This window comes from Kitasatospora sp. NPDC051914 (assembly GCF_040680995.1).
Lineage (GTDB): Bacteria > Actinomycetota > Actinomycetes > Streptomycetales > Streptomycetaceae > Kitasatospora.
Genome location: NZ_JBFAXX010000011.1, coordinates 19,263 through 45,603, shown reverse-complemented (window position 1 = coordinate 45,603; position 26,341 = coordinate 19,263). Strand labels below are relative to the sequence as shown.

General features: G+C 75.3%; 24 protein-coding genes. 13 read left to right on the top strand and 11 right to left on the bottom strand.

The features are described 5' to 3' along the window. Positions 1 to 150: 150 nt before the first annotated feature. A complete protein-coding gene (locus AB0M03_RS09885) occupies positions 151 to 375 on the top strand; it encodes a hypothetical protein (RefSeq protein WP_363490380.1) in 225 nt (74 codons plus the stop codon). 53 nt (positions 376 to 428) lie between these two features. Here AB0M03_RS09885 and AB0M03_RS09880 read toward each other — a convergent pair whose 3' ends face one another. Further along, complete coding sequence (locus AB0M03_RS09880; protein WP_363490378.1) at positions 429 to 2,804, bottom strand: lysylphosphatidylglycerol synthase transmembrane domain-containing protein; 2,376 nt, start codon at positions 2,802 to 2,804, stop codon at positions 429 to 431. Between the two features lie 178 nt (positions 2,805 to 2,982). Between AB0M03_RS09880 and AB0M03_RS09875 the strand changes: the two genes are divergently transcribed. Both AB0M03_RS09875 and AB0M03_RS09870 read left to right on the top strand, forming a co-directional pair. Beyond that, on the top strand, positions 2,983 to 3,261 hold the full coding sequence (locus tag AB0M03_RS09875; protein WP_363490376.1) for a hypothetical protein: 279 nt from the start codon (positions 2,983 to 2,985) through the stop codon (positions 3,259 to 3,261). 154 nt (positions 3,262 to 3,415) lie between these two features. After that, positions 3,416 to 3,910, top strand: a complete 495-nt coding sequence (locus AB0M03_RS09870; RefSeq protein WP_363490374.1) for an NUDIX hydrolase — start codon at positions 3,416 to 3,418, stop codon at positions 3,908 to 3,910. 26 nt (positions 3,911 to 3,936) lie between these two features. Here AB0M03_RS09870 and AB0M03_RS09865 read toward each other — a convergent pair whose 3' ends face one another. The 3 genes from AB0M03_RS09865 to AB0M03_RS09855 form a co-directional block, all read right to left on the bottom strand. After that, positions 3,937 to 4,383 carry a GNAT family N-acetyltransferase gene (locus AB0M03_RS09865; protein ID WP_363490372.1) on the bottom strand — a complete coding sequence of 149 codons (447 nt, stop codon included), beginning with the start codon at positions 4,381 to 4,383 and terminating at the stop codon, positions 3,937 to 3,939. Between the two features lie 52 nt (positions 4,384 to 4,435). Beyond that, positions 4,436 to 5,131, bottom strand: coding sequence for a tyrosine-protein phosphatase (locus AB0M03_RS09860; RefSeq protein WP_363490370.1), 696 nt, complete (start codon positions 5,129 to 5,131; stop codon positions 4,436 to 4,438). Positions 5,132 to 5,226: 95 nt separating this feature from the next. Continuing rightward, entirely contained in the window at positions 5,227 to 5,916 is a 690-nt protein-coding gene (locus tag AB0M03_RS09855; RefSeq protein WP_363490368.1) for a DUF4304 domain-containing protein, read from the bottom strand. A 200-nt stretch (positions 5,917 to 6,116) separates the two neighbouring features. On the opposite strand from AB0M03_RS09855, the gene AB0M03_RS09850 reads away from it, so the two are divergent. The 5 genes from AB0M03_RS09850 to AB0M03_RS09830 all read left to right on the top strand — a co-directional run bounded on the left by AB0M03_RS09850 (position 6,117) and on the right by AB0M03_RS09830 (position 12,234). Then, the gene (locus AB0M03_RS09850; RefSeq protein WP_363490554.1) at positions 6,117 to 6,851 is read left to right on the top strand and encodes an RNA polymerase sigma factor; all 735 of its coding nucleotides are present in this window, start codon (positions 6,117 to 6,119) and stop codon (positions 6,849 to 6,851) included. After that, positions 6,848 to 7,687: a hypothetical protein gene (locus tag AB0M03_RS09845; protein ID WP_363490366.1), complete on the top strand. Its 840-nt coding sequence runs from the start codon at positions 6,848 to 6,850 to the stop codon at positions 7,685 to 7,687. The genes AB0M03_RS09850 and AB0M03_RS09845 overlap by 4 nt, the downstream gene beginning before the upstream one ends. Positions 7,688 to 7,973: 286 nt before the next feature. Next, positions 7,974 to 8,444 (top strand): hypothetical protein, encoded by a 471-nt coding sequence (locus AB0M03_RS09840; protein ID WP_363490364.1) that lies wholly within the window; start codon positions 7,974 to 7,976, stop codon positions 8,442 to 8,444. 10 nt (positions 8,445 to 8,454) lie between these two features. After that, complete coding sequence (locus tag AB0M03_RS09835; RefSeq protein WP_363490362.1) at positions 8,455 to 10,629, top strand: bifunctional polysaccharide deacetylase/glycosyltransferase family 2 protein; 2,175 nt, start codon at positions 8,455 to 8,457, stop codon at positions 10,627 to 10,629. A 63-nt stretch (positions 10,630 to 10,692) separates the two neighbouring features. Further along, a complete protein-coding gene (locus tag AB0M03_RS09830; protein WP_363490360.1) occupies positions 10,693 to 12,234 on the top strand; it encodes a protein kinase in 1,542 nt (513 codons plus the stop codon). 5 nt (positions 12,235 to 12,239) lie between these two features. Here AB0M03_RS09830 and AB0M03_RS09825 read toward each other — a convergent pair whose 3' ends face one another. The 4 genes from AB0M03_RS09825 to AB0M03_RS09810 form a co-directional block, all read right to left on the bottom strand. Then, entirely contained in the window at positions 12,240 to 12,770 is a 531-nt protein-coding gene (locus AB0M03_RS09825) for a potassium channel family protein (protein ID WP_363490358.1), read from the bottom strand. After that, complete coding sequence (locus tag AB0M03_RS09820) at positions 12,767 to 14,053, bottom strand: hypothetical protein (RefSeq protein ID WP_363490356.1); 1,287 nt, start codon at positions 14,051 to 14,053, stop codon at positions 12,767 to 12,769. Before AB0M03_RS09820 ends, AB0M03_RS09825 begins: the two co-directional genes overlap by 4 nt. 123 nt (positions 14,054 to 14,176) lie before the next feature. Next, entirely contained in the window at positions 14,177 to 14,455 is a 279-nt protein-coding gene (gene tatA, locus AB0M03_RS09815) for a Sec-independent protein translocase subunit TatA (RefSeq protein ID WP_363490354.1), read from the bottom strand. Positions 14,456 to 14,577: 122 nt separating this feature from the next. Further along, a complete protein-coding gene (locus AB0M03_RS09810; RefSeq protein ID WP_363490352.1) occupies positions 14,578 to 16,149 on the bottom strand; it encodes an MFS transporter in 1,572 nt (523 codons plus the stop codon). A gap of 109 nt (positions 16,150 to 16,258) precedes the next feature. Here AB0M03_RS09810 and AB0M03_RS09805 point away from each other — a divergent pair, with 109 nt between their 5' ends. After that, positions 16,259 to 16,864, top strand: a complete 606-nt coding sequence (locus AB0M03_RS09805) for a TetR/AcrR family transcriptional regulator (protein ID WP_363490350.1) — start codon at positions 16,259 to 16,261, stop codon at positions 16,862 to 16,864. Here the strand turns inward: AB0M03_RS09805 and AB0M03_RS09800 are convergent. Further along, a complete protein-coding gene (locus AB0M03_RS09800) occupies positions 16,854 to 17,186 on the bottom strand; it encodes a cupin (RefSeq protein ID WP_363490348.1) in 333 nt (110 codons plus the stop codon). The two genes, AB0M03_RS09805 and AB0M03_RS09800, sit on opposite strands and share 11 nt — an antisense overlap. 114 nt (positions 17,187 to 17,300) lie before the next feature. Here AB0M03_RS09800 and AB0M03_RS09795 point away from each other — a divergent pair, with 114 nt between their 5' ends. Further along, positions 17,301 to 17,573: a hypothetical protein gene (locus AB0M03_RS09795; RefSeq protein ID WP_363490346.1), complete on the top strand. Its 273-nt coding sequence runs from the start codon at positions 17,301 to 17,303 to the stop codon at positions 17,571 to 17,573. A 28-nt stretch (positions 17,574 to 17,601) separates the two neighbouring features. On the opposite strand, the gene AB0M03_RS09790 is transcribed toward AB0M03_RS09795, so the two are convergent. Together AB0M03_RS09790 and AB0M03_RS09785 are read right to left on the bottom strand one after the other, a co-directional pair. After that, the gene (locus tag AB0M03_RS09790) at positions 17,602 to 19,281 is read right to left on the bottom strand and encodes a class I adenylate-forming enzyme family protein (protein WP_363490552.1); all 1,680 of its coding nucleotides are present in this window, start codon (positions 19,279 to 19,281) and stop codon (positions 17,602 to 17,604) included. Between the two features lie 15 nt (positions 19,282 to 19,296). Then, positions 19,297 to 20,454: an acyl-CoA dehydrogenase family protein gene (locus AB0M03_RS09785; protein ID WP_363490344.1), complete on the bottom strand. Its 1,158-nt coding sequence runs from the start codon at positions 20,452 to 20,454 to the stop codon at positions 19,297 to 19,299. Positions 20,455 to 20,611: 157 nt separating this feature from the next. Here AB0M03_RS09785 and AB0M03_RS09780 point away from each other — a divergent pair, with 157 nt between their 5' ends. From AB0M03_RS09780 to AB0M03_RS09770, 3 genes are all read left to right on the top strand, one after another. After that, complete coding sequence (locus AB0M03_RS09780; protein WP_363490342.1) at positions 20,612 to 21,826, top strand: helix-turn-helix domain-containing protein; 1,215 nt, start codon at positions 20,612 to 20,614, stop codon at positions 21,824 to 21,826. A gap of 47 nt (positions 21,827 to 21,873) precedes the next feature. Continuing rightward, a complete protein-coding gene (locus AB0M03_RS09775) occupies positions 21,874 to 23,706 on the top strand; it encodes an ATP-binding protein (protein ID WP_363490340.1) in 1,833 nt (610 codons plus the stop codon). Positions 23,707 to 23,920: 214 nt separating this feature from the next. Beyond that, positions 23,921 to 26,266, top strand: a complete 2,346-nt coding sequence (locus AB0M03_RS09770; RefSeq protein WP_363490338.1) for a hypothetical protein — start codon at positions 23,921 to 23,923, stop codon at positions 26,264 to 26,266. Positions 26,267 to 26,341: the final 75 nt, after the last annotated feature.

Below are 26,341 nucleotides of genomic sequence, written 5' to 3'. Positions count from 1 at the left end.
GGCCCGGCCGTCGACCGGGTGGGCTACCGCTCCGGGTACGCCTTCGCCGGGGCCTCCGGGCGCGCGTACGGGCTCGCCGACGGCGCGGGCCAACACGCCGAGGCCGGCGGACGGGGCGCGCACGGCCCGTTCGCGGCGGATACTGGCGCCATGCGCCAGAACCCAGAGAACCCGGAGTTCCCCGAGGACTACGACGAGGAGTCGCCGGCCGTCATGGAGGCGGAGGACGAGGAACGGGAGGTGTCCGAGCGCCAGGGCGACGAGTTGGAGCAGCTGCGCGAGCGGCGGGCACTCGGCGCGGACCAGGCCGACGACGGCGACGCCGTGGAGCAGTCCCTGGTCGTCTCCATCGACGAGGACGACTACCGGGACTGACGTCCGAGGCATCCAGGGGCCCCTGCGGTGCTGCCCCTGTGCCTTTGGACCCTCTACAGGGCCCGGCGGCGCTGGAGCCAGGTGAAGGCGAGCCAGCCGGGGAGGACCGGGAGCAGGAAGACCAACAGGCGGAAGAGCATCACCGCGGCGAAGGCGCTGCCCTGGTCCATGCCGCCGGTGTGCACCAGGCCCTCGGTCAGCAGTCCTTCGACCACGCCCGCGCCGCCCGGGGTGGGTGCGGCGGAGCCGGCCGCGTTGCCGGCCAGGAACACCACGGCGACGGCACTGAAGGACGGCTTCGCGCCGACCGCCAGCGCGCAGCAGTACAGGCAGGCCACGAAGGCCATCGACACCAGCAACTGGCCGGCCACGCCGACGGCCAGCTTGCGGGGCTGCTGCACCAGGTCCAGCAGGCGGGGCAGCACCTCGGCGCGCAGCGGCCGCAGCAGCCCGGCGATCCGCCGCCGCAGCCACGGCACGGCGAGTGCGGACAGCAGCACCGCCGCCACCAGGCCGAGTCCGGCCGCGAGCCAGGCCGGGTCGGGCAGGTCGGCCTGCGGGCCGAGGCCCAGCATCGTGGTGAAGACGGCGAGTTGCAGCAGGTGGAGCACCAGGCCGAGGAGCTGGGCGGCGCCCACGCTGGACAGTGCCTGTGCGGTGGGGATGCCGCTGCACTGCAGGAAGCGGGTGTTCAGGGCGACGCCGCCGACCCCGCCGGGGGACACCAGTTTGACGAAGGAGCCCGCGACCTGGGCGGCCAGGGCGCTGCGGGGGTCGAGCCGCTCCGGGACGAAGCCGACGAATCCCATGGTGGCGGCGCCGTAGCTGGCGGCCGCCGCGAGCACGGCGGCCGCCAGCCACAGCGGGTCGGCGTCGGAGACCGCCCGGAAGGAGTCCAGGCCGGCGCCGAACAGGGCCTGCAGCAGCAGGTATCCGCCCGCCATCCCGGCGGCCACGGTGGCCAGCGTGCGCGGCCGCAGCCGTTCCAGCCGAACCGGTTCCACCGGTGCCTGCGGGCGGCAGCGCAGTACCTCCGCGCGTATGGCGGCGGCCAGTTCGGGCTGTGTCGACAGCGCCTCGCGGGTCGCCCTGGGCAGTGCGATCGGCTGCAGCAGCGGCAGTGCGGCGCCGATCGCGGCGGGTCCGAGGACGGCGACGCCGGTGGCCACCGCGCGTTCCGCCCCGGCGCGCAGCGCGAGGACGGTCAGCATTCCGGCCACGTCCAGGCGCAGCAGCAGTTCTCCGGCGGCTATCTCGCCGTGGGCGAGTTCGGCGAGCTGCACCCCGCCGTCGGGGCCGATCCGGACGGCGTCCGGGGTGAGCGCCCGGTGGGCGATGCAGCGCCGCTGCAGTAGTTGCAGCTGCTGCCAGGCGTCGGTGAGGAGTTCGTCGGTGACCTCGGCGGTCGGCACTTCGGCGAGCGGCCGGCCGGGCAGGTGGCGGTACGCCACCAGGGCGGCGTCCGCCCCGAGTTCGGCGGCGGCGAGCGGTTCGGGGGTGCGTACGCCGGCCGCGGCGGCGGCGTGCGCGAGCAGGGTCTGGTGCTCCAGGCCGGCCCGCAGCGAGCGGAGGCCGAGCGGGAGCGGTGCGGTGCGCAGCCGCAGCAGCTGCCACACGTGGTGGGGGAGGCCGAGGGCGCTGGCCCGGCGGTCGAGCAGCCGGACGTCGAGGTCGGGCCGGTCCTGGTGCTGGGTCACCAGGTAGCGGCAGGGCCCGGCCACCCGGACGGTGTTCGGGCGGGCGCCGGCGTTGCGCAGGGTGACCCAGATCTGCAGTTCGGAGGGTTCCCGGGTGGGCTCGCCGAGCCCCCAGGCCACCAGGTGCGCGGAGGTCCAGCCGACCAGTAGCCCCAGCAGCACCGACAGCGGGGTCGCGTACCCGGTGAGCAGCCCGGACAGGCCGGCGGTGGTGAGCGTTGCGGCCACGGCCGTCCGCCAGCGCGGCAGGCCGCCGGTGCCGACCGCCGTCATGAAGGCGAGGACGGGGGCGAGGTGCCCGTAGACCGGGTCCGTCCGGCCGATGCCCTCGGGGGAGGGGTGGGTGAGGGCGGTCAGGCCGCCCGCGGCCAGGTCGAGGACGAGCGAGAGGGCGTACGCCAGGACGGCGGCGAGCACGCCGTCGGCGATCTGCCGGCCGGCGCGGCGCAGCAGCCGGCCGACGGCGAAGGCGAGCGGCACCACCAGCAGGGCGGCGGCGCTGACGGCGGCCACCAGCCGTACCGGCGGCCGGGGGAGCAGCCCGCTGCCCTCGACGACATCGGCGTCCATGCCGCCGGCGGTGCCCTGGGCGTACTGGGCGATCAGCAGGATCAGCCCGGTCACGGCGAGGCCGATCAGGGCGCGGGTCAGCGCCGCGGGGTGTCGCACCCGCCGGTGACGCGGGGTCGCGGGTGCGGTCCGCAGCTCTTCGGCAGGGGTCAGCGTGGCCACGCGGCATGCTCCCACATCGCGGTGCCGGGCCCGTGGGGAACGGCGGACCGCTGCCGCGCGGTGAAGCGTGCACCCAGGTATGAAAGGGCTAAAATCCGGACATAAAACCCCGTGCGGCCGGTGTTCCTCGAGCCCAGCGCCCCCAGCGGGCGGCCCGGCTGCCGAAGGGAGGCAGACCATGGCCAAGCAGACCACAGGGAAGATGACCAAACTCCGCCGCGGCACCCAGGAGCTCCTCGAACGCCGCGGCATGGCCACCAATCCGGGCCCGCTCACCCCGCAGCTCCACACCGACACCCCGGCCGCCGCCCGGAGCGGACCGTACTTCGGCGACGCCGTGTTCAGCCACGGCGGACGCCGCACCGACACGGCCGCCGGCCCGATGGCCGGAGTGGCCCAGCACGTCGAACTGCCGGGCCACCGGCACCGCGGCGCGGAGAAGCACTCCGCGCACTGATCCGGCCCGCCCGCGAGCCGCGCTCCGCCGCACCGGCAGGGGCGCGGCCGCCCGTGCGGACGCGGCCGGGCAGGACGGCCACGGGCGGCGGCGCCGATGCGGAAGAGTGGGGTGCGTGCCGCCGCCGGGCGGCCGACCGACCCGAGGAGCGCCGATGTCCGACAGCCCGCTGCTGCAGTCCCGTGAAGAGTGGCTCGCCTCCCTGCCCCGCGTCTACGCCGCCGCGGGCTGCCTGATCACCGACCCGCAGGGCCGGGTGCTGATCGTCAAGGCCGGCTACCGCGACCACTGGCAGTTCGTCGGCGGCACCGTCGACCTCGGCGAGAACCCGCAGCAGTGCGCCACCCGCGAACTCGCCGAGGAGACCGGCATCGAGAAGGAGGCCGGCCAACTGCTGGCCGTCGGCTGGACCAACCCCTCCGCCGAACTCGACCACCCGGCCTGCCACTTCCTGTTCGACCTCGGCACGATCCCGGCCGACACCCCGATCACCCTGCCGGCCGGCGAACTCGACGACCACCGCTGGGCCGAGGTCGACGAGGCCCTCGAACTCCTCGGCCCCGCCCGCTCGCTGCGCCTGGCCGCCGGCCTCGCCACCCGCGCCGACGGCCGCACCAGGATGGTCGGCACCCCGGTCAGCGGCTTCTGACCGGAGCGGCCCCGGCCGGCCGCGCCTCAGAGCGTCAGCTTGAAGCCGTCGTGGCTGCGCTCGAAGCCCAACGAGGCGTAGAAGCGGTGGGCCTCGCGGCGGCGCTTGTTGCTGGTCAGCTGGACGAGCCCGCAGCCCTGCGCGCGGGCCCGGCCGATCGCCTGCTCCAGCAGCAGGCGGCCGAGCCCGCCGCCGCGCCGGTCCGCCCGCACCCGTACGGCCTCGATCAGTGCCCGCTCCGCGCCGCCCCGGCCGAGCCCGGGGATGCGGGTCAGCTGGAGGCAGCCGAGCACCGTGCCGTCGCCCTCGTCGAGCACCATCAGTTCGTTGCGCCCGTCCGCCTCGATGGCGGCGAAGGCGGCCTCGTGTGCCGCACCCACCTGCACGGTGGCCGGGTCGGTGACGGCGTTCTCGTCGGCGAGCAGGGCGAGGACGGCAGACAGGTCGCCGCGGGCGGCGGTACGGACGATCATGGGTGGAGTCTGGCAGACGGGGATCCCGGAGGCCGGGGTGCCGGGCGGGCGGTCAGTCCAGCAGGCGGGCCCTGACCGCGTCGGCCGCGCCGGCCGGCAGGTACGCGGAGGGGTCGAACTCGGCGATCGTCTCCAGCAGTGCCGTCTCGGCGGTGGTACCGGCGCCGTCCAGCACCGCCTCGATCTCGGCGGTCTCGTCCGGGCGGCCGAGCATCGCCCAGAGCGGGCGCAGGTTGTCCGCGCTCAGCAGGTAGTCGTCGACGATCGCGTCGGCCGTCACGCCCACGGTGGCGAGCAGGACGAGGGCGGCCAGCCCGGTGCGGTCGCGCCCGGCGCCGCAGTGCACGACCACGCCGCCCGGCCGGGCCCGGCCCACGGCGGCGACCACGTCCGCGACCGCCTGCGGGCAGTGGTCGAGGTAGGGCCGGAAGGACAGCGGGGTGCCGTCCAGGCCGCCGAACCGGGCCCACCACTCGGAGCCGGCCAGCTCGTCCAGCGGCACCCGCACCAGGTCCACCCCGTCCGGGCGCGCCAGCAGCGGCCGGTACTCCTCCTCGTTGCGCAGGTCGACCACGGTGCGTATGCCGTACGCCTCCAGCGCGGCCCAGCCCTCGGCGGTGAGCCGGTCCAGGTTGTCGGCACGGACGACGGCCCTGCGCCGTGTCCGCCGGCCGTCCCGGGTGGGCATCCCGCCGAGCTCTCGCACGTTGAGGCAGCCGTCCCACACCAGGCGCCGCTCGTCCGTCATGTCCCGTTCCCCCCAAGCCGTTGCAGGGGTCCGCGTCGGAGCCCCTCTGATCAGACTCCCGAGCACGGGCGGATGGTTCCCCGGGCGGCCGCCGGTCAGCGCCCGAACGCCCACAGGTCGCGGCCGGCACGGTCCCGGCAGCGGACGGAGCCGAAGCGGGTGTCGCCCACCGACAGGAAGCCGGTGGCGGCGCCGCGCAGCACCTCGCGGGCGACCGTGTCGGAGGAGGACCAGTCGCCGTACAGCCGCAGGGCGCTGCCGGCCAGCTCGGTGCGGCGGATCGGCGCGACGTCGGCGAGCCGCAGGGCGGCGTTCACGTCGACCAGCTCGTCCGGGGCGAGGTAGCACTCGGCGCCCGCGGAGCCGCCCTCCAGCCGGCGGAACAGCTCCGGCAGCGCGTAGTGGCGGACGGCGGCGACGGTGTCCTGGACGGCGACCGCCCAGCGCGGGCCCGGCGAGATCTGCCACCAGACGTCGCCGCCGACCGGCAGCAGCGGGCCGATCCTGGACCGCCAGGCCTCCAGGCCGGTGACGGTGTTCGGATCGGGCCGCAGCGCGCGGCGACCCCGGCCGGCCGTCCAGTCGGCCTTGGGGGTGAGGCCGAGGTTCACCGTGTAGCGGACGAGGCGGTCGTCGGCGCTGCCGAGTTCGATGCCGAGCAGCGCCCAGTGGTGCTCGTCGGGCAGGACGAACGTGTGCCGCCATCCGGTGAAGCCCATGGCGCGCAGGGCGGGCGCGAGGTGGTCGCGCATGCCCTCCGCGAAGAGCGTCCGGGCAGTGGTCATCACGGTGTCCTGGGGTAGGCGGGCCTGTGAGCGGGGCCGCGAGGGGTGGAGCGGCCCGCCACCAACGTATGCCCCGGTCACCTCTGGCGGCTTCGGACGAATGACAGCAACTGCCAGGACGTTGGTCCCGGCCGGCTCACGCGGTCCTGCGGCCGCGGACCTCGCCCCACCCGCCCCGGAGCGGCCCCGGATGGCCCATGATGTGGCGGGTGCACAGTGCAGACCACCACGGGCCGGGCGTCGGCGACCCGGCGGGCCCGATCACCAGTCCGGACCATCCGCCCGGCCGGGACGCGGACCTCACCGACACCGTACGGGCCGCCCAGGAAGGCGACGAACAGGCCTTCCGGCAGCTGTTCAGAGCCGTCCAGCCCGGCCTGCTGCGTTACCTGCGGGTGCTGGTCGGCGGAAGACCCGAGGACGCGGAGGACATCGCCTCCGAGGCCTGGCTGCAGATCGCCCGCGACCTCGGCACCTTCAGCGGGGACTGGGACGGTTTCCGCGGCTGGGCCGTGACGGTCGCCCGCAACCGCGCCATGGACCACCTGCGCCGCATGCGCCGCCGCCCCACCGCCGACCTCCCGGTCGACCACCTGCTGGACCTGGCCGCCGCCGAGGACACCGCAGGCAGCGCCATCGCCACCGTCACCACCGCCGACGCGCTCGCCCTGATCTCCCGGCTGCCCCGGGACCAGGCCGAGGCCGTCCTGCTCCGGGTGCTGCTCGGCCTCGACGCCGAGAGCGCCGCGCGCGCGCTCGGCAAGCGCTCCGGCAGCGTCCGGATGGCCGCCCACCGCGGGCTGAAGCGGCTGGCCAGGATGCTCGAGCAGACCGGCGGTCCGGCCGCCGGACTGCCCCGGCAGCAGCCCGCCGAAAAAAATTCCGCGCGAGGTGTGACACCCGCGCGGACCGCGACGCTGAAGGACATGAGATGAGCAAGAACCGATCCCGCCGGATCGACCGGGACACGGCCGAGCAGCTGCTCGGCGGTGCCGCGGTCGGCTCGGAGGCCGGTCGGGCCTCCCTCACCGGTCATGCGGCCCTCGCCGGGCTGCTCGCCGCCGCGGCAGCCCCACCCGCCGACGGCGCACTGCCCGGGGAGGAACAGGCCGTGGCCGCCTTCCGGGAGGCTCGTCGCACACCAGCACCGCAACCCGGGAGAGCAACCATGGCGGACCGCGCGCGAAGGAGGGCCTTCACGCTGAAGGCGCTCGCCGCGGCGTTCGCCGTGACCGCCGTCGGGGGCGTGGCCGTCGCCGCGGGCACCGGGAACCTGCCCGAGGCCCTCGGCGGGAGCCCGTCCCGCGAGCACGGCCCCGCCGCCCCCGCGACCGGGCCGTCCGACGCCTCCTCCACCGCCCGATCCGGCAGCAGCACCCCGGGCGCCCCCTCCACCGCCGGGTCCGGCACCGGCAGCGCCCCCTCGGCGACCGCCCCGGCCTCCGCGGCCTCGGCCCTGCCCGACCTCGCCGCGCTCTGCCAGGCGTGGACCGACGGGACGGGCCGCGGCAGCAAGCCGCACGACCTGCTCGCCGACCCGCGGATGGCACCGCTGGTCGCGGCGGCCGGCGGCGAGGCCAAGGTCGAGCCCTACTGCAAGGCCGCCAAGGCCAAGGGCCCGTCCGCGAGCCCCAGTGCGGCCCCGAGCGCCAGCCGCGGCAACGAGGGCCGGCAGCCGACCGCCACCCCGACCAAGGGCGGGACCGGCACCCGGTCCGCACCCCAGGACCTCGTCGACGACGCAGCCGGGAACGGCACCGCGATGAGGTGACCCCATGCTCCGGGCGGCCGGCGGGCACACCCCCCCGGGCTCGTCGGCCGTCCGGTGATGCACCACCCCCCGAAGACTCCGGGGGGACGGTGGGCTCCCCCGTGTCCACCGCCCCTCCGGGAACCTCTCCGGACGGTCGCAGGTACTCCCCCGGGTCCTGCGCCCGTCCGGAACCGCCCCCGGCGGGCGCCACGGATCCCCGGGCGGACGGTGGACCCCCCTGTATCCACCGCCCGCCCGGTCTCCGCCGGGGCCACCCCCGGGGACGACGTTTGGAGCAAGAGCCGTGACCGACGACACGCTGCAGATCCCGCGTGTGGTGGCCGCACGCCCGGCCGAGGGCGCCCCGGTGTTCGTCGACACCAGCGGCCGCCGCCTGCGCCGGGCCCGGAGGGCCGGCTGGCTGCTCGCCGTCCCCGCCGCCGGCTACCTCGCGCTGCTGGCCAGCAGCCTGGTCGGCGGGCCGACCCTGGACGCCCCCTTCCTCCCCGCACTCCCGGCGCACACGGCGACCCCGGCGGCCACTGTCCCCGCGGTGCCCGCCCCGGACCGGACGGAGACCGGCGGAGCGGCGGCCGACCCCGCCCGCGCCGACCGGACCGCCTCCGCCGCGACCAGGACCGCCGGCACGACCACGGGCACCCGGGCGCCGGCCACTCCCACCGCGGCCCCGACGACCGCCACCCCCGCCCCGACCGGCACCGGTCACGGCAGGTCGACCGCCCAGCCCAGCCGCAAGCCCACCAAGACCCCGTGAGTGCGACCCCGTGACTACCGCCACCCGCTCCCGCAAGGGCTCCCGCCGAGGCCGCCGGGCCGCCGTCCGCCAGGCCCCGCTGCGCACCCACTGGCTGCTGCTGACCACCCTGGTGCTCACCCTGGCGGCCGCGCTGCTGCTGCAGGGCTACACCCGGCACATGTACGGGCACGCCGCGGACGGTGCCGCGCCCGACCGCGGCGGCAGTGCCACCGTCCCCGAGCAGGTCCGCACCGGAGGGCCGGTCATCGCCGCCGACGACGGTGCCGAACCGCGTACCGCCCGCCCGGCCGCCGGGACGATCGCGCTCACCTTCGACGACGGCCCCGACCCGCGCTGGACCCCGCAGATCCTCGACGTGCTGCGCCGCCACGGCGTGCACGCCACCTTCTTCACCGTCGGCACCCAGGTCGCCGCCGAGCCCGAGCTGGCCCGCCGGATCGTCGCCGAGGGCCACCAGATCGGCGTGCACACCTTCACCCACGCCGACCTCTCCGCCGCCGCCCCGTGGCGCCGCAACCTGGAACTGCGCGAGGCCCAGCTGGCCCTGGCCGGCGCCACCGGGCGGACCAGCACGCTGTTCCGCCCGCCGTACTCGGCCGGGAACGACGCACTCACCGACGCCGGCTGGGACGTCGTCGGACAGGCCGGCCGGGAGGGCTACCTCACCGTGCTGACCAGCCAGGACAGCGAGGACTGGCGCCGCCCCGGCACCGACGCGATCGTGGCCGCCGCCACCCCGAAGGGCCGCGACGGCCAGATCCTGCTGATGCACGACGCGGGCGGCGACCGCAGCCAGACCGTGGCCGCCCTCGACCGGCTGCTGCCCCGGCTGCAGGCGGAGGGCTTCCGCTTCGAGACCGTCTCCACCGCCGTCGGCCTGGCCGACCCCGTCCGCCCGGCCGGCACCGCCGAGCACTGGCAGGGCCTCGCCCTGATCGCCGTCCTCGGCGCCAGCTCGTGGGTGCTCGACCTGCTGGACTGGCTGCTCTGGGCAGCCGGCGCGATCGGCGTGCTGCGGGCGGTCGCCCTGCTCGCCGCCGCCCGCCGGCACAAGCGGCTGCGCGCCCACGGCTGGGGCCCGCCGGTCACCGAACCGGTGTCGGTGATCGTCCCGGCCTACAACGAGAGCGCCGGCATCGAGGCAGCCGTCCGCTCCCTGCTCGCCTCCGACCACCCGGTCGAGGTGATCGTCGTCGACGACGGCTCCACCGACGGCACCGCCGACCTGGTGGAGTCGCTGAACCTCCCGTACGTCCGGGTGTTCCGGCAGCCGAACTCCGGCAAGCCCGCCGCCCTCAACCTCGGCCTGCGCTACGCCCGCGCCGAGCTCGTCGTCATGGTCGACGGCGACACCGTCTTCGAACCGGACGCCGTGCGGATGCTGGTGCAGCCCTTCGCCGACCGCCGGGTCGGCGCGGTCTCCGGCAACGCCAAGGTGGTCAACCGCGGCGGTCTGCTCGGCCGCTGGCAGCACATCGAGTACGTGGTCGGCTTCAACCTCGACCGCCGGCTCTTCGACCTCGCCGAGTGCATGCCCACCGTGCCCGGCGCCGTGGGCGCCTTCCGCCGCTCCGCCCTGCTGCGGATCGGCGGCGTCGCCGAGGAGACCCTCGCCGAGGACACCGACCTCACCATGGCGCTCTGCCGGGCCGGCTGGCGGGTCGTCTACGAGGAGCGCGCCAAGGCCTGGACGGAGGCCCCCGCCTCGCTCGGTGCGCTCTGGCGGCAGCGCTACCGCTGGTGCTACGGCACCCTGCAGGCCATGTGGAAGCACCGCGGCGCACTCCGCCAGCGCGGCCAGGCCGGCAAGCTCGGTCGCCGCGGCCTGCTCTACCTGCTGATGTTCCAGGTCCTGCTGCCCCTGCTGGCCCCGGTGGTGGACGTCTTCACGCTGTACGGCCTGGTCTTCCTCGACCCCGTCCGGATCATCGGCCTCTGGCTGGCCTTCATGCTGGTGCAGATGGCCATGGGTGCCTACGCCTTCCGGCTGGACGGCGAGAAGCTCGGCCCGCTCTGGACCCTGCCGTTGCAGCAGTTCGTCTACCGCCAGCTGATGTACCTGGTGGTGATCCAGTCGGTGTACACCGCGCTGGCCGGCTCCCGGCTGCGCTGGCAGCGGATGCAGCGCTACGGCAGCCTCTCCGTCCCGCCGCCCGCCGCCGGCTCCGCGCCGGGCCGCTAGGGTGCACAGGTGCACCAGGCGGGCGGCGAGGCCCGGACGACCGATGCGAGAGGAGCCGGACGGGTGATCGGACGCGCGCTCAACGGGCGCTACGAACTGACCGAAATACTCGGCGTCGGGGGCATGGCCACCGTCTACCGCGCCGTGGACCACCAGCTCGGCCGCCAGGTCGCGGTCAAGGTGCTCAACGGCGGCCTCGCCGACGACCCGCGCTTCGCCGAGCGCTTCGGCCGCGAGGCCCAGCACGCCGCGATGCTGGTGCACCCGCGGATCGTCATGGTCTTCGACTCCGGCCTCGACCAGGGCTCCCCGTACATCGTCATGGAGCTGGTGCAGGGCCGGACCCTGGGCCGCCTCCTCGCCGAGCAGGGCGTCCTGCCGGTGGACCGCGCCGTCGGCATCGCCGCCGCCGTCTGCGAGGCCCTGGAGGTCGCGCACGGCGCAGGACTGGTGCACCGCGACGTGAAGCCCGGCAACATCATGATCGCCGACGACGGCGGCGTGAAGGTGGTGGACTTCGGCATCGCCCGCGCCAACGCCTCCGCCGGGCAGCAGCTCACCCAGAGCGCCTCGGTGCTGGGCACCGCCTCGTACTTCTCGCCCGAGCAGGCCACCGCCGCACCGCTGGACGGCCGCTCCGACCTCTACGCGGTCGGCTGCGTGCTCATGGAGATGCTCACCGGAGCACCCCCGTTCGGCGGCGACACCCCCGTCGCGATCGCCTTCAAGCACGTCTCCGAGCAGCCCGCCCCGGCCTCGCTGCGCCGCCCCGAGGTCCCGCCCGCGCTGGACGTCGCGGTCATGCGGCTGCTGTCCAAGAACGCGGACGACCGCCCCGCCACCGCGGGCGCCGCCCGCGCGGAGCTGCTGGCCGCCGTACCGGTCGCCGCCGACCGCACCAGCGAACTGCTCGGCGCCGCCACCCAGCTGCTCCCGCCGGTGGCCGGTCCGCCCGGCGGCTTCCCGCCCGCGGCCTTCCCGGCCGCGCCCCAGCAGCCGTACGTCGAACAGCAGCACACCTCGATGCTGCCGCCGCTGGAGATGCCGCGACGGGCCCCGGTGGACCACGAGGAGCACCACGAGCCGCCGACCGGCCGCAACCCCCTGGTGCTGGCCGGCGCAGGGGCGGCCGTGCTGGCGGGAGTGGTCGCCGTCGCGGCCTTCGCGTTCAGCGGCGGCCCGTCCGGCGGGGGCGCCGCCGCGGCCGCCACCCCCGCCGTATCGGTCTCCGCGTCCGCGGCGGCGCCGTCCGCCGAGGCGCCCTCGCCCACCGCGTCCCCGACAGCGTCGGCGAGCCCCTCGCGATCCGCCTCGCCGGGCGGGAAGCTCGATCCGGCGGCCGCCCTCGCCGACCTGCGCTCCGACGTCGCGGGGGCCGATCTGGCCAAGGACCGCGACCGCAAGGAGGCGCTGCTGCGCACCCTCGACGCGGCCTCCGACGCGATGGCGGGCGGCGACTGGAGTGGGGCCGAGGACAAGCTGAAGTCGGCCCAGCGGACCGTCCGCGACCTCGCCAAGCGGCACGCCCTGCCCGCCGCGACCTTCGCCTCCTGGCAGACCCGGCTGAGCGCGATCACGGCGGCCGCCCACGCCAGGGCGGACTGACGGGTTCAGTCCCGGCGCCCCTCGGGCGGCTGCTGGCCCAGCCGGCGGCCCACCAGGTTGCGGGTCCGCCGGCTGACCGAGGTGGCGCCGGCGGTCAGGAAGATCAGCGTGTAGAGGATCTGCAGCATCACCACGCCGCGGGCCTCCTGGCTGACCGGGGTGATGTCGCCGTAGCCGACCGTCGCCATGGTGATCACGGTGAAGTACATCGCGTCGAGCCGGGTGTTCAGGGCGCCGTTGAACGCCCCCGGGGTCCGGGCCAGCGACTGGTAACTGGTGGCGAAGACGATCAGTGCCGCGGCGATCAGCATCACGATCACGAAGGCGGGGTGGCCGGGCCGCTCGGTGAGCTCGGCCCAGATCTCGTGGAGCAGCGCTCCCGCCAGGGCCACCAGGGCCAGCGCGAAGGCCGTCCAGCTGATCGCCGGGTGCCCCGGGCCGAAGACGCCTATCGGCACCAGGAACCACGCGGTCAGCATCAGCGCCGGCCCGCCGAGCATGAGCGCCAGTCCCCACAGGTTCGGACGCCGCCTCACGCCCCCACCTCCTTCGCCGGGCCCGCCGGGGCACCCGGGTCGTCCAGCAGCTCGACCACCGCGAGGACGGCGAGCAACGCCACACCGAGCCGGACGGCGACCAGGGCCGTCGGGTGGTTCCAGAGCAGCAGGACGAGCACCGCCGCGCCCACCGCCGCCCAGCACAGCCACGCCTTGAAGCGGTGGACGAACCGGCCGACCGGCCCGAGCCGCAGCCCCATCCGGCCCGCGGCCGTCCGGACGCCGCCCAGGCCCGCCCGCCACAGGCCGCGCACCGCGGTCGCCGAGCGGCCCGCCCCGCTCAGCCAGGCGCCCAGCGCCACCAGCAGGCCGAGCACCAGCACCAGCCGCACCGCGTCGCGCAGGTAGCGGACGAGGGTGTCGTAGACCGCGGCGGCGGCGTCCTGGTCGACGCCCGCGGGCAGCCTGTCCAGGTAGACCGCCCGGAAGGCGGTCAGCCCGAGCCCGAGCAGCCCCGCGGCCGCGGCCGTGCCCAGGGCTGCGGCCACGGCCGCCCGGCGCCGCCGCACCGCGGCGAGCACCCCGCCCACCGCGCAGGCCGCCGCCAGCACCGCCGCCCAGTACCCGGACAGCGACAACAGCCGGACCAGCGTGCGGACGTCGTCCACCTGGTCGGACTTGACCAGTACGTACGAGGTGTGGATCTCCGGGATGCGGTCGGCCGCCACCACTCCGTCGGCGACCAGCGCCTGTTTGACCCGGTCGATCACCGGCGCGAGGTCGAGGGTCACCGTGTCGTCCCGGATCTCCACGGCGCCGCCGCCCTTTCCGGTCAGCGCCCGGTCCACGGCGGCGTGGGCGCTGCGGTTCAGGTCGTCCCAGATCGCCGGGAAGGCGTCGCTCTGCACCAGGCGCTGCACCCCGTCGTGGACGAGCCCGGTGACCCCGCTGCCCAGGGCGGAGCCGAGGCGCTGCAGGAGGGCGTCCAGCAGCGGGGCGCCGCCCGGGGCGAGGTCGGAGACCAGGGACTCCACCGGGAGACGCTCGACGATCGCCGCGGTCACCCGGTCGGTGACGGCGGCCTGCACCGCCGGGTCGTCGGCGAGCGGCGCCATGGTGGCGACGTACCGGTCGGGGTCGGTGATCTCCGACTCCGTCCAGGCGGCGACCACGGCCAACGGGGTGAGCAGCACGGCCAGCACGATCAGCACGGCGGCCGCGGCGGAGCGCAGCCGGTGCCGCCCGTGCGGGGCCGCGGGGGCCCGCACGGGCGGCGGGGCCGGTACGGGGCCGTCCGGCCCGGCCGGCGTGCTGCTGGCCATCGGTGCCTCCACCCAGGGATGCGATGCGTCCCAGCAGACACCGGCCCGGGCGGGTGGGCCAGTCGGGAGAACGCCGGAGCCGCCGGCCTCCCTCTGGCGGGGGACCGGCGGCTCCGGGTGGAATCAGGCGCTGGTGGACGACTTGTTCGTCTCGGCGGCGGTGGTGATGCTGGTCGGGTTCACCGCCGGGCGCGGCTGCTCGGCCGCGGTCGACGAGGCGGTGGTGTTCTGCGCGTCGGCCGGGGCGTCGTCCTCGCGGAGCGCCTTCGTCTCGGCCTTCAGGATGCGCATGGACTTGCCGAGCCCGCGGGCCATCTCGGGCAGCTTCTTCGAGCCGAACAGCAGGACGAGCACTGCCACCATCACGAGGATGTGCCAGGGCTCGAGACCGTTACGGAACATCCCTGACCACCGGTCCTTCCGAGGAGTTCTCGTCGCTAGAGGAGCGCCGGACGGAGGTGCCCGACTCCGGCCAGTATGCCTGGCCGGAGCGACGGACGTATACACCGGCCCGGAAACCACGGTCAAAATGCAGGTGATTCCTCGATGGTGGTCTGGACCATTTCCGGCTCCCGGGCGGTCGGCCCGGCCGGCAGGTGCCGCATCAGGCGGTGCGCGGCCAGCGCGGCGCAGACCAGGAAGACCACACCGGCCGCGGCCGCGAGGTGCATGCCGTCCGCGAAGGCCGCCCGTGCGGTGTCGAGCAGGGCCTCGCCCGTCCGCCCGCCGAGCTGCGCCGCCGCGGTGACCGCGCCGCCGAGCGTGTCGTGGGCGGCCCGGGCCGCGTCGCCCGTCACACCGGCCGGCAACCCGTCCTCCAGCCGGGCCTTGTAGACGGCGGCGCCGGCCGTGCCCAGCACCGCGATGCCCAGCGACCCGCCCAGCTCGGTCGCGGTCTCCGAGGCGGCCGAGGCGGCGCCCGCCTGCTCCGGCGGGGCCGCCGAGACGACCATCTCGGCGGTGAGCGTCATGGTGCCGACGGTGCCGGCCGCGATCACGCCGGCGGCGGTGAGCGGCAGCCAGAGCGGCGAGTCGGGTGCGACCACGGTCATCAGCCCGTAGCCGGCCGCGCCGACCAGGAAGCCCGCGGTCATCAGCGGGGCCGGGCGGACCTTCCCGGCCAGGGCGCCGACCGCGCCGACCGCGGCACCCACGCCGACCGAGGGGAGCAGCGCCCACAGCGAGGCGGTCAGCGGGCTCATGCCCTTCACCAGCTGCAGGTACTGCGAGGTGAAGAGGGTGAAGCCCATCAGCGCGAACATCGCGACCGTGTTGACGGTGATCGCACCGGTGAAGGTGCGGATGCGGAACAGCGCCGGGTCGATCAGCGGGTGCTCGGCGGTCCGCAGCCGCCGGACCAGGACGGCGCAGGCCACCGCCCCGGCGGCGAGTGCGGCGGCCGGGGCCGCGCCCCGGCCGTCGACGGCGAGGGTCTTGATCCCGTACACCGCGGGCAGCACGGCGGCGATCGACAGGGCGGCGCCGGGGAGGTCGAAGCGACCCTGCCGCGGGGCGCGGTACTCGGGCAGCAGGAAGGGCGCGGAGGCGAGCAGCAGCAGCATCACCGGGACGGCGGCGAGGAAGGCCGAGCCCCACCAGAAGTGGTCCAGCAGCAGTCCGCCGGCGACCGGGCCGAGCGTGGCGCCGCCCATCATGGCGCCGGTCCAGACGCCGATGGCGGCCTGGCGCTGCTTGGGGTCGTGGAACATGTTGCGGATCAGCGCCAGCGTGGAGGGCATGACGGTGGCTCCGGCCATCCCGAGCAGTGCCCGGGCGGCGATCAGCCCGCCGGGCCCGTCGGCCCGTGCGGCGAGCAGCGAGGCCGCCGCGAAGCCGGCCGCGCCCAGCATCAGCAGTCGGCGGCGGCCGATCCGGTCGCCCAGGGCGCCCATCGGGATGAGCATCCCGGCCAGCAGGAACGAGTAGATGTCCATGATCCACAGCTGTTGGGTGCCGCTGGGTCGCAGGTCCGTGGAGATGAACGGGACGGCGAAGAAGAGCACGCCCATGTCCATGGTCAGGACGAGCGTCGGCAGGAGGAGGACGGCGAGTCCGGTCCATTCGCGTCGGCCGGCACGGCCGTGGGTTGCGGTCATGGCGATGACTGTACGGATGTGTGACACGTTCGTCTAGTACAAGCGTCTAAATCGCTTGTCTCGCTCGCCCGTACAAGACGCCCGTCCAGGTGGGAGCTAGCATCGGGGCATGGGAAATCGCGAGGATCTGCTGGCCGGTGCCAAGCGCTGTCTGCTGGAGAAGGGCTACGGGCGGACCACCGCGCGGGACATCGCCTCCGCCGCAGGCGTCAGCCTGGCCGCCATCGGCTACCACTACGGCTCCAAGGACGCCCTGCTCACGCAGGCGATGATGGAGGCCCTGGGGGAGTGGGGCGACGAGCTCGGCCGGGTGCTGGCCGAGCTCGGGGAGGAGACGGACCCTCAGGAGCGGTTCGTCGCCGCCTGGGACAAGGTGCTGGAGAGCTTCGTCGAGCACCGCGGCCTCTGGTCGGTGCAGATCGAGATCCTCGCCCAGATGGAGCACGCCCCCGAGCTGCGGGCGATGCTCGGCGGCGTCCAGAAGGAGGCCCGCCTCGGGCTGTCCGCGATGTTCCAGGGCGTTCCCGAGGTGCCGGACACCCCGGACGAGCTGGCCCGCGGCGCCTTCTACCAGGCACTGCTCGCCGGGCTGGCCTCCCAGTGGGTGATCTCGCCCGAACTCGCGCCGAGCGGCCGGGAGTTCCTCCAGGGCCTGCGGCTGGTCGGTGCCTCGGTGCTGCCCGGCGCGGGAGCGGGGTCGGCCGTCAGTTCGTGACCGCGGTCAGCAGCACGACCGAGTCCTCGTGGGCGATCAGGCCGTGCCGCTCCTGAGGGATGCCGTGCAGCTCGCCGGCCGCCGCCTCCTGCCGCCGGCCCGCGATGGTCAGCGACACCCGCCCGCGCAGCACTTGGAGGCTGGCGGCGACCGGCGCGTTGTGCTCGTCCAGCGAACTGCCCGCGGTCAGGGCGATCACGGTCTGCCGCAGCACGCCGTCGTGGAGGAGCAGATGGGCGCTGCGGCCGTGCGGGCTGGCGGCGGCGAGCGCGGCGTGCTCGTCGGCGAGCGCGCCGAGGTCGACGCGGACGGGTTCGGTCATCGCGGCCTCCTTGCGGACGGGTCGGCCTGATCCATGAGACACCTGTAGGGCATCCGGCCGCACCCGGACCCGTTCCGGCGTGCGGGCCGAGCGGACCGGCCCGATCGTGGATGCATGGCGACCAACCAGAAGTTCAGCAACCAGTTCCGCGTCAATCGCACCATGCTCGGCACCGGAGTGGTGCTCACCGGCATCGGTGCGGTGCTCTCGCTGGCCGGTACGGCGATCGTGTGCGCGACCCTCGCATCGGCCGGCCGCGACTTCGTCAACCGGATGGAGATCCCGCCGAGCGAGCAGGCGCGCCGGGCGATGCAGCAGGCGAAGGCCGCCTCGGTGGCCGGGCTGGAGGCCTGGCGGACCGAGGGCCGGACGGCCTCCGCCAACTGAGTTCCGGTGCGCGGGTCGGGACGCGGGGTCAGGACCGGGGCAGCGCCGCCCCGGCCTCCTCGCGCAGCGCCCGCTTGAGGATCTTCCCGGTCGGGTTGCGCGGCAGCGGCTCGGTGCGGAAGACGACGTGCGCGGGCACCTTGAACGCGGCCAGCCGGGCCGCCGCATGCGCACGCAGGGCCTCCGCGTCCGGCTCCGCGCCGGGCCGCGGCACGACCACCGCCGCCACCTCCTCGCCCAGCAGCGGGTGCGGCACGCCCACCACCGCGGCGTCCGCGACGCCCGGATGGCCGAGCAGGACCCCTTCGACCTCGCCGCAGTAGACGTTCTCGCCGCCGCGGATCACCACGTCCTTCAGCCGGTCCACCACGGACAGCTCGCCGTCCTGCAGGCGGGCGAGGTCGCCGGTGCGGAACCAGCCGTCGGCGGTGAACGCCGCGGCGGTGGCCTGCGGATCCCCCCGGTAGCCGAGGAACACCGCCTGGCCGCGCAGCTGCAGCTCGCCGACCAGGCCATCGGGCAGGACGGCCCCGTCCGGGCCGGCGATCCTGGCCTCCACCGCCGGGCAGGGGCGGCCGATCGAATCCGGGCGGGCCAGGTAGCGGGCGCCGACGTTGGCGGTCACCCCGCCGCAGGTCTCGGTCAGCCCGTAGCCGTTGCGGGCCTCGACCCGCCCGCCGAAGCGCCGGGCGATCCTGGGTGCGAGGCCCGGCGGGGCCGGGGCGCCACCGGTGCTGATCATGGTGAGGCCGGCCAGCGGGTCGCCGGCGGCGTCGGCCGCGTCGAGCAGGCCCAGCGCGGTGGTGGGCACGCCGACGAAGGTCGAGACGCCGTGCCGGTCGATCAGCCCCCGTGCGGTGTCCGGCTCCCAGCGGTGCATCAGTACGGCCCGCCCGCCCGCGGCCATCACCAGGAGCATCGTGGTGAAGGCCGCCACGTGGAAGAACGGGAAGGTCATCAGCACCGCCGGCGGCGGTGCGGCCTGCGGCGAGGCGCCCCGGCAGAGCGCCGCCTGGGCCGCGAAGAAGCGCGGGGTGTGGGCGCCCGCGCACCAGTTGGCATGGGTGGCGACCACGCCCTTGGGCCGGCCGGTGGTGCCCGAGGTGTAGATGACGGTGGCCACGTCCTCGGGGCCCGCGGACGGCTCGGGCGCGGGCGGCCCGGAAGCAGGCAGGTCCTCGAAGCGGTCGTGCGGGCCGTCGACGCCGACCGTGAGCAGCGGGACGCCGTGCGCCGCGGCCCACCCCGCGGTGCGCGCGGTGCGCTCCGGGTCGGCGACGATCAGCCCGGGGGCGCAGTCGTCCAGCGCGTACGCCAGCTCCTCCGCCCCCCACCAGGCGTTCAGCGGGACGGCGACCAGGCCGGCCGACTGGGCCGCCCAGAAGGCGGTCTGCCACTCCGGCAGGTTGCGCATGGCGATCGCCACCCGGTCGCCGGGGCGCAGCCCGTACACCGTCCGGCAGCGGTGGGCCAGTGCGGAGGCGGCGGCGTGGTGCTCGGCGTAGGTCACCGTGCGGTCGCCGGCCAGCAGGAACGGGCGGTCGCCGTGGGCGAGGGTGGCGTCGAGCAGCTCGCGCAGGGTGCCCGGCCCCCGGACGTACCGGGGGCCGCGCGGCCCGGGCTCCGCCTCGAACGGAGCGCCGGGCGCGCTCAGGGACGCCCGGACGCGGGTGACGACGGCGAGCGAGTCCTCCGGCCCGTCGGCCATGGCGTCCCTCACGCCCTACAGGCCGAGCGACTTGGCGATGATGGTCTTCATGACCTCGCTGGTGCCGCCGTAGATCCGGAACACCCGGTTGTCGGTGTAGAGGCGGGCGATGGGGTACTCCAGGATGTAGCCGTAGCCGCCGTGCAGCTGCAGGCACCTGTCGATCACCTGGGAGGCCGACTCGGTGCAGAACAGCTTGGCCGCCGCGGCGTCCGCGACCGTCAGTTCGCCGTTCTGGTAGAGCTCCAGGGCACGGTCCACCATCGACTGCTGGGCCACCACCTGGGCCTCGCAGTCGGCGAGCGTGAACTTGGTGTTCTGGAACTCGGCGACCGCCTGGCCGAAGACCTTGCGGTCCTTCACGTACTGCACCGCGAAGCGCACCGCGGCGGCCGCGGCGGCGTACGCGCCGACGGCGATCGCCAGGCGCTCCTGCACCAGGTTGTGGGTGAGGTAGGTGAAGGCCTTGCCCTCCTCGCCCAGCAGGTCCTCGACCGGCACCTTGACGTCGGTGAAGGAGAGTTCGGCGGTGTCCGAGGTGCGCAGGCCGATCTTCTGCAGCTTCCGGCCGACCGCGTAGCCCTCGGACGTGGTGTCCACGCACAGGATCGAGAGGCCGGCCCGGCGGTTCGCCGGGTCGTACGGGGCGGTGCGGGCCACCACCAGGACGAGGTCCGCGAGGACGCCGCCGGTGATGAAGGTCTTGGCGCCGTTGAGGACGTAGTGGGTGCCGTCCTCGGAGAGCTTCGCCGTGGTGGCGATGCCCGCCAGGTCGGAACCCGCGCCCGGCTCGGTCATCGCGATCGCCGTCATGATGTCGCCGGAGACGAAGCCGGGCAGCCAGCGCTGCTTCTGCTCCTCGTTGGCGTACTCCAGCAGGTAGGGCAGCACCAGGCCGGTGTGCACCCCGGACGAGCCGAAGCTGACGCCCGCGCGGGCGACCTCCTCGGTGACGACCGCCTGGTACTTGAAGCCGCTCTCGCCGGCGCCGCCGTACTCCTCCGGCACCTCGATGCCGTACACGCCGAGCGCGCCGAGCTTGCGGTAGAAGTCGCGCGGCGGGTGGCCGGCCGCCTCCCAGCTCTCGTAGACCGGGACGACCTCCTTGGCGATGAAGTCCCGGATGGTCGCCCGGAACGCCTCGTGGTCCTCGTTGAACACCGTCCGGCGCACGGCTGAGCTCCCTTCGTTCGGCGCTGATCGCCAGACAAGTTAATCGCCGGTAGCCATGGGTGTCCAGCACTCCCGCGCCTCTGTTTCGCAGGTCACGGACAGATAAGTGAATGCTTGCTACCCTGTCGGCGATCACCGGACGGGCGGAGGAGTGCAGGTGGCAGCGGAGCGCGGGCCGGCCGCGGGCGGGCGTGTGGTGCGCAGGCCGCCCGGACGCAAGGCGCAGATCCTGGCCGCCGCGGCCGGACAGTTCCACCGGCGCGGCTACCACCGGGTCTCCATGGCCGAACTCGCCGCCGAAGTGGGCATCACCGCCCCCGCCCTCTACCGGCACTTCCGCAGCAAGCCGGAACTGCTGCTGTGCGCCGTCACCGCCGACCTGGACGCCCTGCACGCCGCCGTACGGGCCGGCTCCGGCGGGCCCGCGGAACTCTGCGCCGCGCTCGCCGCGGCCGCGGTCGACCACCGCACCCTCGGCACCCTCTGGCAGCGCGACGCCCGGCTGCTGCCACCCGCCCAACGCGCCGCGCTGCGCCGCCGGCTGCGCTCGGACGTCCGCCGGATGGCCCGCACGGTGGCCGCCGCCCGCCCAGAACTCGCCGATGGGCAGGCCGAGTTCCTCTGCTGGGCGCTGCTCTCCGGCTACGGCAGCCTCTCGTACCACACCTTCGCGCCGCCCCGGCGGTGGTTCGAGGAGCTGCTGCGGCGGATCGGCGCGGAGCTGCTCGCGGTGGAACCGGAGCCCGCACCACCCGCCCCGGCCCCCGCACCGCCGCTGCCCGCCGGCGGCGAGTCGCGCCGCGAGGAACTGCTCCGGGCCGCCGCCCGGCTGTTCCACGAGCGGGGCTTCGACAACGTCTCCACCGACCGGATCGGTGCCGCCGTCGGCATCTCCGGGCCCAGCGTCTACAAGCACTTCGCCGCCAAGGCCGACCTGCTCGCCGCCGCCATGGTCCGCAGCCGCGAGCGGCTCCGGCACGAGGTCGAGGGCGCGCTCGCCGCGGGCGGCGGGCCGGCCGGCGCACTGGAGTCCGGCCTGCGCGCCTACCTCGCCTTCGCCCGGCGCCACAGCCACTACCTGGGGGTCATGCTCAGCGAGACCGAGCGGCTCGACCCGTCCGACCGCCGGGCCGCCGTCGACTTCCGCCGGGACTTCCTGCGGGTCTGGGTCGGACTGCTCCAGCAGGTGCGGCCCGACTACGACACCGCCGAGGCCAGGATCCGCATCCATGCGATGTTCGCCCTGGTCAACGACGGGGTGCGGCACCGGCCCGGCGGCGCAGGACCGGCCGCCGACGCCCTGCTGGCGCCCGCCGCCCGCGCCGTGCTCGGCCTCCCCGGCCACCGTGCCACCGAGTCCGCGGCGAGCTGACGAAAAGAGCTGGTCGGCGGATAGTCGTACTGGCAGAATCCGACCTCATGTCCCAAGGTCTGCCGCCCGCCGACAATCTGCGTACGACCGAGGTCGACCTCGGCGGGCTGGTGAGCGTTCTCGCCACCCATCTGTACTCCACCCCGCTGGTCGCCCTGCGCGAACTCGTCCAGAACGCCCACGACTCGCACACCCGCCGCCGCCTCGAGGACCCGGAGTGCGCCGACGCGCCGCTCATCCGCGTCCGCGGTGACGCCGCGCGGCGCACCGTCGTCATCGAGGACACCGGCGCCGGCCTCACCGAGCCCGAGATCCACGCCTACCTCGCCACCGTCGGCACCGGCTACACCCGGATGCTGCGCGACCTGACCGGCAACCAGGACCTCATCGGCGCCTTCGGACTCGGCTTCCTCTCCGCCTTCTCCGTCGCCGAAGAGGTCACCGTCACCACGACCTCGCACCGCGAACCCCGGCTCGGCCACCGCTACCGCAGCCGCGGCGGCGAGCAGTACGGCGTCGACCCGGTCGACCCGCGGCCCGCCCCCGGCACCGCCGTCGAACTCCGCCTCAAGCCCGAGCACAGCCACCTCGCCGACGAGGACGCCCTGCGCGAGGTCCTCGGCCGCTACTGCGTGCTGCTGCCCATCCCCGTGTACGTCGGCGAGGACGAACGCCCCGTCAACGACGTCCCGGTGCCCTGGCGGCAGAGCGTGGACGGCGACCTGCACACCGCCCGGATGCAGTTCGCCTCCGCCTTCGGCCGCCGCTTCGAACCGCTCACCGCCTTCCCCGTCAGCCCCGCCGACGACACCACCGACGCCGTCGGCCTGCTCTGGGTCCAGGACGGCGGCACCTACGGCTCCACCGACAACCGCGACCTCGCCGTCTACCTGCGCGGCATGCTGCTCGCCGACGACGCCCGCGACCTGCTGCCCAGCTGGGCCGGATTCATCGGCGGCGTCGTCGAGTCCAGCCGGCTCACCCCCACCGCCAGCCGCGAGGACCTCCAGCGCGACGAGCACTACCGCGCCCTCCAGAAGGCCCTCGCCGACGCCGTCGTCGACGGCCTCTACGAGACCGCCCGGCTCCACCCCGCCGCCTGGCGCCGCATCCTCGCCCGGCACGGCCAGGACCTGCTCGGCGCCGCCCTCTGCGACGACCGCCTCTTCACCCTGCTCGCCGACGACGTCCCCGTCCCCACCTCCCAGGGCGACCTCACCGCCGGCGCACTGCGCGCCGCCGGCCGCGGCGCCCTGCACGTCGCCCTCGGCAGCAGCGGCGGCTTCGAGGAGATGCTCTACCGCGCCATGCAGGTGCCCATCGCCCGCGGCGACCGGTACGCGGTGCTGCCTTTCCTACGGCGCTACGCCCAGCTCAAGGACTGCCGGATCGTCGAACTCGGCAGCGAGAGCGGCAACCGCGAACTCTTCCGCGACCCCGCCGAACCGCTGCCCGCCGAGGAGACCGCCTGGCTCGCCGCCGCCCTCGCCGACGAGGGCGAACAGCTGGTGCCCGCCCGCTTCGACCCGCCGGGGCTGCCGCTCGTCCTCGTGCCCGACCGCGAGGCCGAACTCAAGGCCCGCATCGAGGACGACCAGGCCGACGCCCGGATACCCTCCGCGGCCCTGCGGCTCGCCCGGGCCTTCACCGCCCGCACCGACGGCACCGTCAAGGCCAGGCTCTACCTCAACCTCGCCTCGCCGGCCGTCCAGGACCTGCTCACCGCCTACCGGGCGGGGCACACGGGCAGCGCCACCGCCGCCGGGCTGCTCCGCTCGCTCAAGGTGATCATGGCCGCCGCGGGCGGCTCCGCCAACGGCGACCTCACCGCAGCCCTCACCGGCATAGGCACCGCGGTCGCCGCCCTCACCTGGGCGTAGGGCGACGTACCGGTAGGGGCGCGGGGAACTGCGCAATTCGGATGCGGGTCACTGCGCGGACCGGGCGGCCGATGCCTGTACGGGCAGCCACTCCCGGACCGTGCAGTCCTCTCCCAGCCTTCGGCCGGGAGGTACCCCTCCGCGCCCCTGAGGGTGCACCACCGGCGCCCCTGAGGGCGCACCATCGGCTTTCGTTCGTGGAGGAGTTCACCGTATGACCACCGACATCTGGGCCTGGGTGCGGGACACCCACGAGCAGCTGTCCGAGGCGGGCCACCACCGGCTCGCCACCGCCCTGGTGGAGATCGCCGGGCACGCCGTGGAGGGCCGCAACGAGCAGCTCGACGCCATGTACCCGGAGGCGCTGGCCTCCGCCCGGGCGCTCGGCCTGCCCTGGGTCGAGGTCTTCCTGCGGCACTGGCGGATGCAGAACCTGCTGAACAAGCGCCACCAGGGCGAGGCCGCGATGGCCGAGGCCGTCGACCTGCTGGAGTTCGCGCACCGCGAGGAGACCGCCTCCTGCCCCCAGTCGGTCTGCGCCGTCCAGGACTTCACCATCTGCCACGCCAACATCGACGGCCCCGGCTACGTGCCCGAGCGGCTCGCCGTGCTGGAGGAGACGCTGGAGCGGGTCGACCCGGCCCGCGCCTGCTTCGACTGCCTGTCCCGCGAGTACGCCGACACCCTGGAGGACGACGGCCGCGGCGAGGACGCCCTGGCCCACCTCGACCGCGCCCAGGCCCGCATCCAGGCGGCCGGCGAGCAGGTCTCGCTGGCCTTCGGGCACGGCAGGGCGGGTGCCCTCGTCCGGCTCGGCCGCCCCCAGGACGCCCTCGACGCGTACGACACCGCCGAGCGGGCCTACTCCGCCCGCCACGAACTCGACGACGACGACCGCCGCAAGCTGGCCGCCGGCCGGGCCGTGGCGCTCGCCGCCCTCGGCCGCAGCGAGGAGGCGCTCAAGCTGCTGCCGGACGCCGACGAGGCCGACCGCTTCCCCGACATCCGGCACCGCTGGGCGACCGCCGTGGAGACGCTGGCCGGGGCGGGCGCACTGCCGCACGGCGAACTCGCCAACGATGCCGCGCTCGGCGCCCGGCTCGCCCGCTGGGTGGGCTACCTGGACACCGCGGGCTCGCACCGCCCCTGCCTGGACCTGCTGCTGATCGTCGGCCGGCTGGCTGTCGCCCGCGGCGCCCGGACGGTCGCGCTCACCCTCGCCGCGACCGGCGAGCGCAAGCTCGGGCAGCTGCGCCGCACCGACGGCGTCGCCGACCGGCTCGCCGAACTGCGGGCCGCCGCGGAGGCGCTGCCGCTGCCCGAGGTGCCGGTGGCCGCGGCGGACCTGCCGGAGTGGCTCGGCACCCGCCAGGTCACCTTCGAGGAGGCGCTGGACCACTTCGCCGCCGCGAGCGCCGAGTCCCCGGAGGCCGCCGCGGAGCTGGCCCTGCAGACCGCGCGGGCGCTGGACGCCCTCGGCCACCCGCGGGCCGCCGCCGACCTGCTCTGGGCCCGCCTGGAGGAGGACCCGTCCGACGAGAACCTGGCCGGCATGCTCGGCCAGGTGCTGATCGACGCCGAGGACGCGGACGGCATCCGGCGGCTCGCCGAGCGCCTGATGACCGCCAGCCCCTCCGACGCGTACTGGCTCCGGGCCCGCTGGGCCGCGGCCGAGGGCCGCTGGGAGGAGGTCGGCGAGCACTGCGACGCCGTCCTCGCCCACGAGCCGGACGCCCTGAACACCCGCCGCCTCGCGGCCGCCGCCGCCACCCGCCTCGGTGACCACGCGCGCGCCCAGCGGCTCTACCAGGAGCTGCTGGAGCACGCGGTGCCCGCCGACGAGGCCGGCGAGGAGGAGCACCGCGCCGTCCAGGAGCCCGACCTGTGGCACCTGATCACCGCGGCGACCGCCAACCGGGACTGGGCCGCCGTCCGCAGCGCCGGCGCCCTGATCGGCATCGAGTTCGACACCGACGAGGGCCCGGTGGACGAGGAGTGGCAGATGGTCACCGTCCGCGCCACCCGCAGCAACGGGGCGAGCGTCGACCTGCCCGCCGTGCGCACCGGCCCGGCCACCGCACGGATCCTGCCGGTGCTCGGCGACGACGTCCCGCTCAACCACCGCGACGTGGTGGTGTTCGGCCCGGCCGTGCTCAACGAGCGCCCCGACGAGGACGAGCGGGACGGCTGGCGGCCGGTCTTCGCCCAGCTCGCCCTGCTCGACCCGGCCGGCTACACCACGTACTGGCTGGACGGCGCCCGGCCCGACGGGGACGCCTGGTGGGCGCTGCGCGAGGCCCTGGAGGCCGAGGGGTACGGGCTGTGGGCGTACAGCGGCGAGCAGTACGAGATCACCGACCCGGCCGACGAGGACGGCGTCCTGCCGGGCATCTACGCCGCGCTCGGTGTGCCGCCGACCGCCTCCACCGCCGAGGCGGACGCCCTGCTGCAGCGCCTGACGGGCGACTGGGAGCACCCGCTGAGCTGGCTCGACCTGGCCGCGGCGGCGGGCGCCGACACCGCCCGGCACGAGGACATCGTCCGCCGCTACGGGCTCTGACCGGGGCGCGGCTCCCGGCCCGCGGGCCGGGAGCCGCACTGCGGGCGGTATGTCCGCGAATGTCCGGTCCGGTGT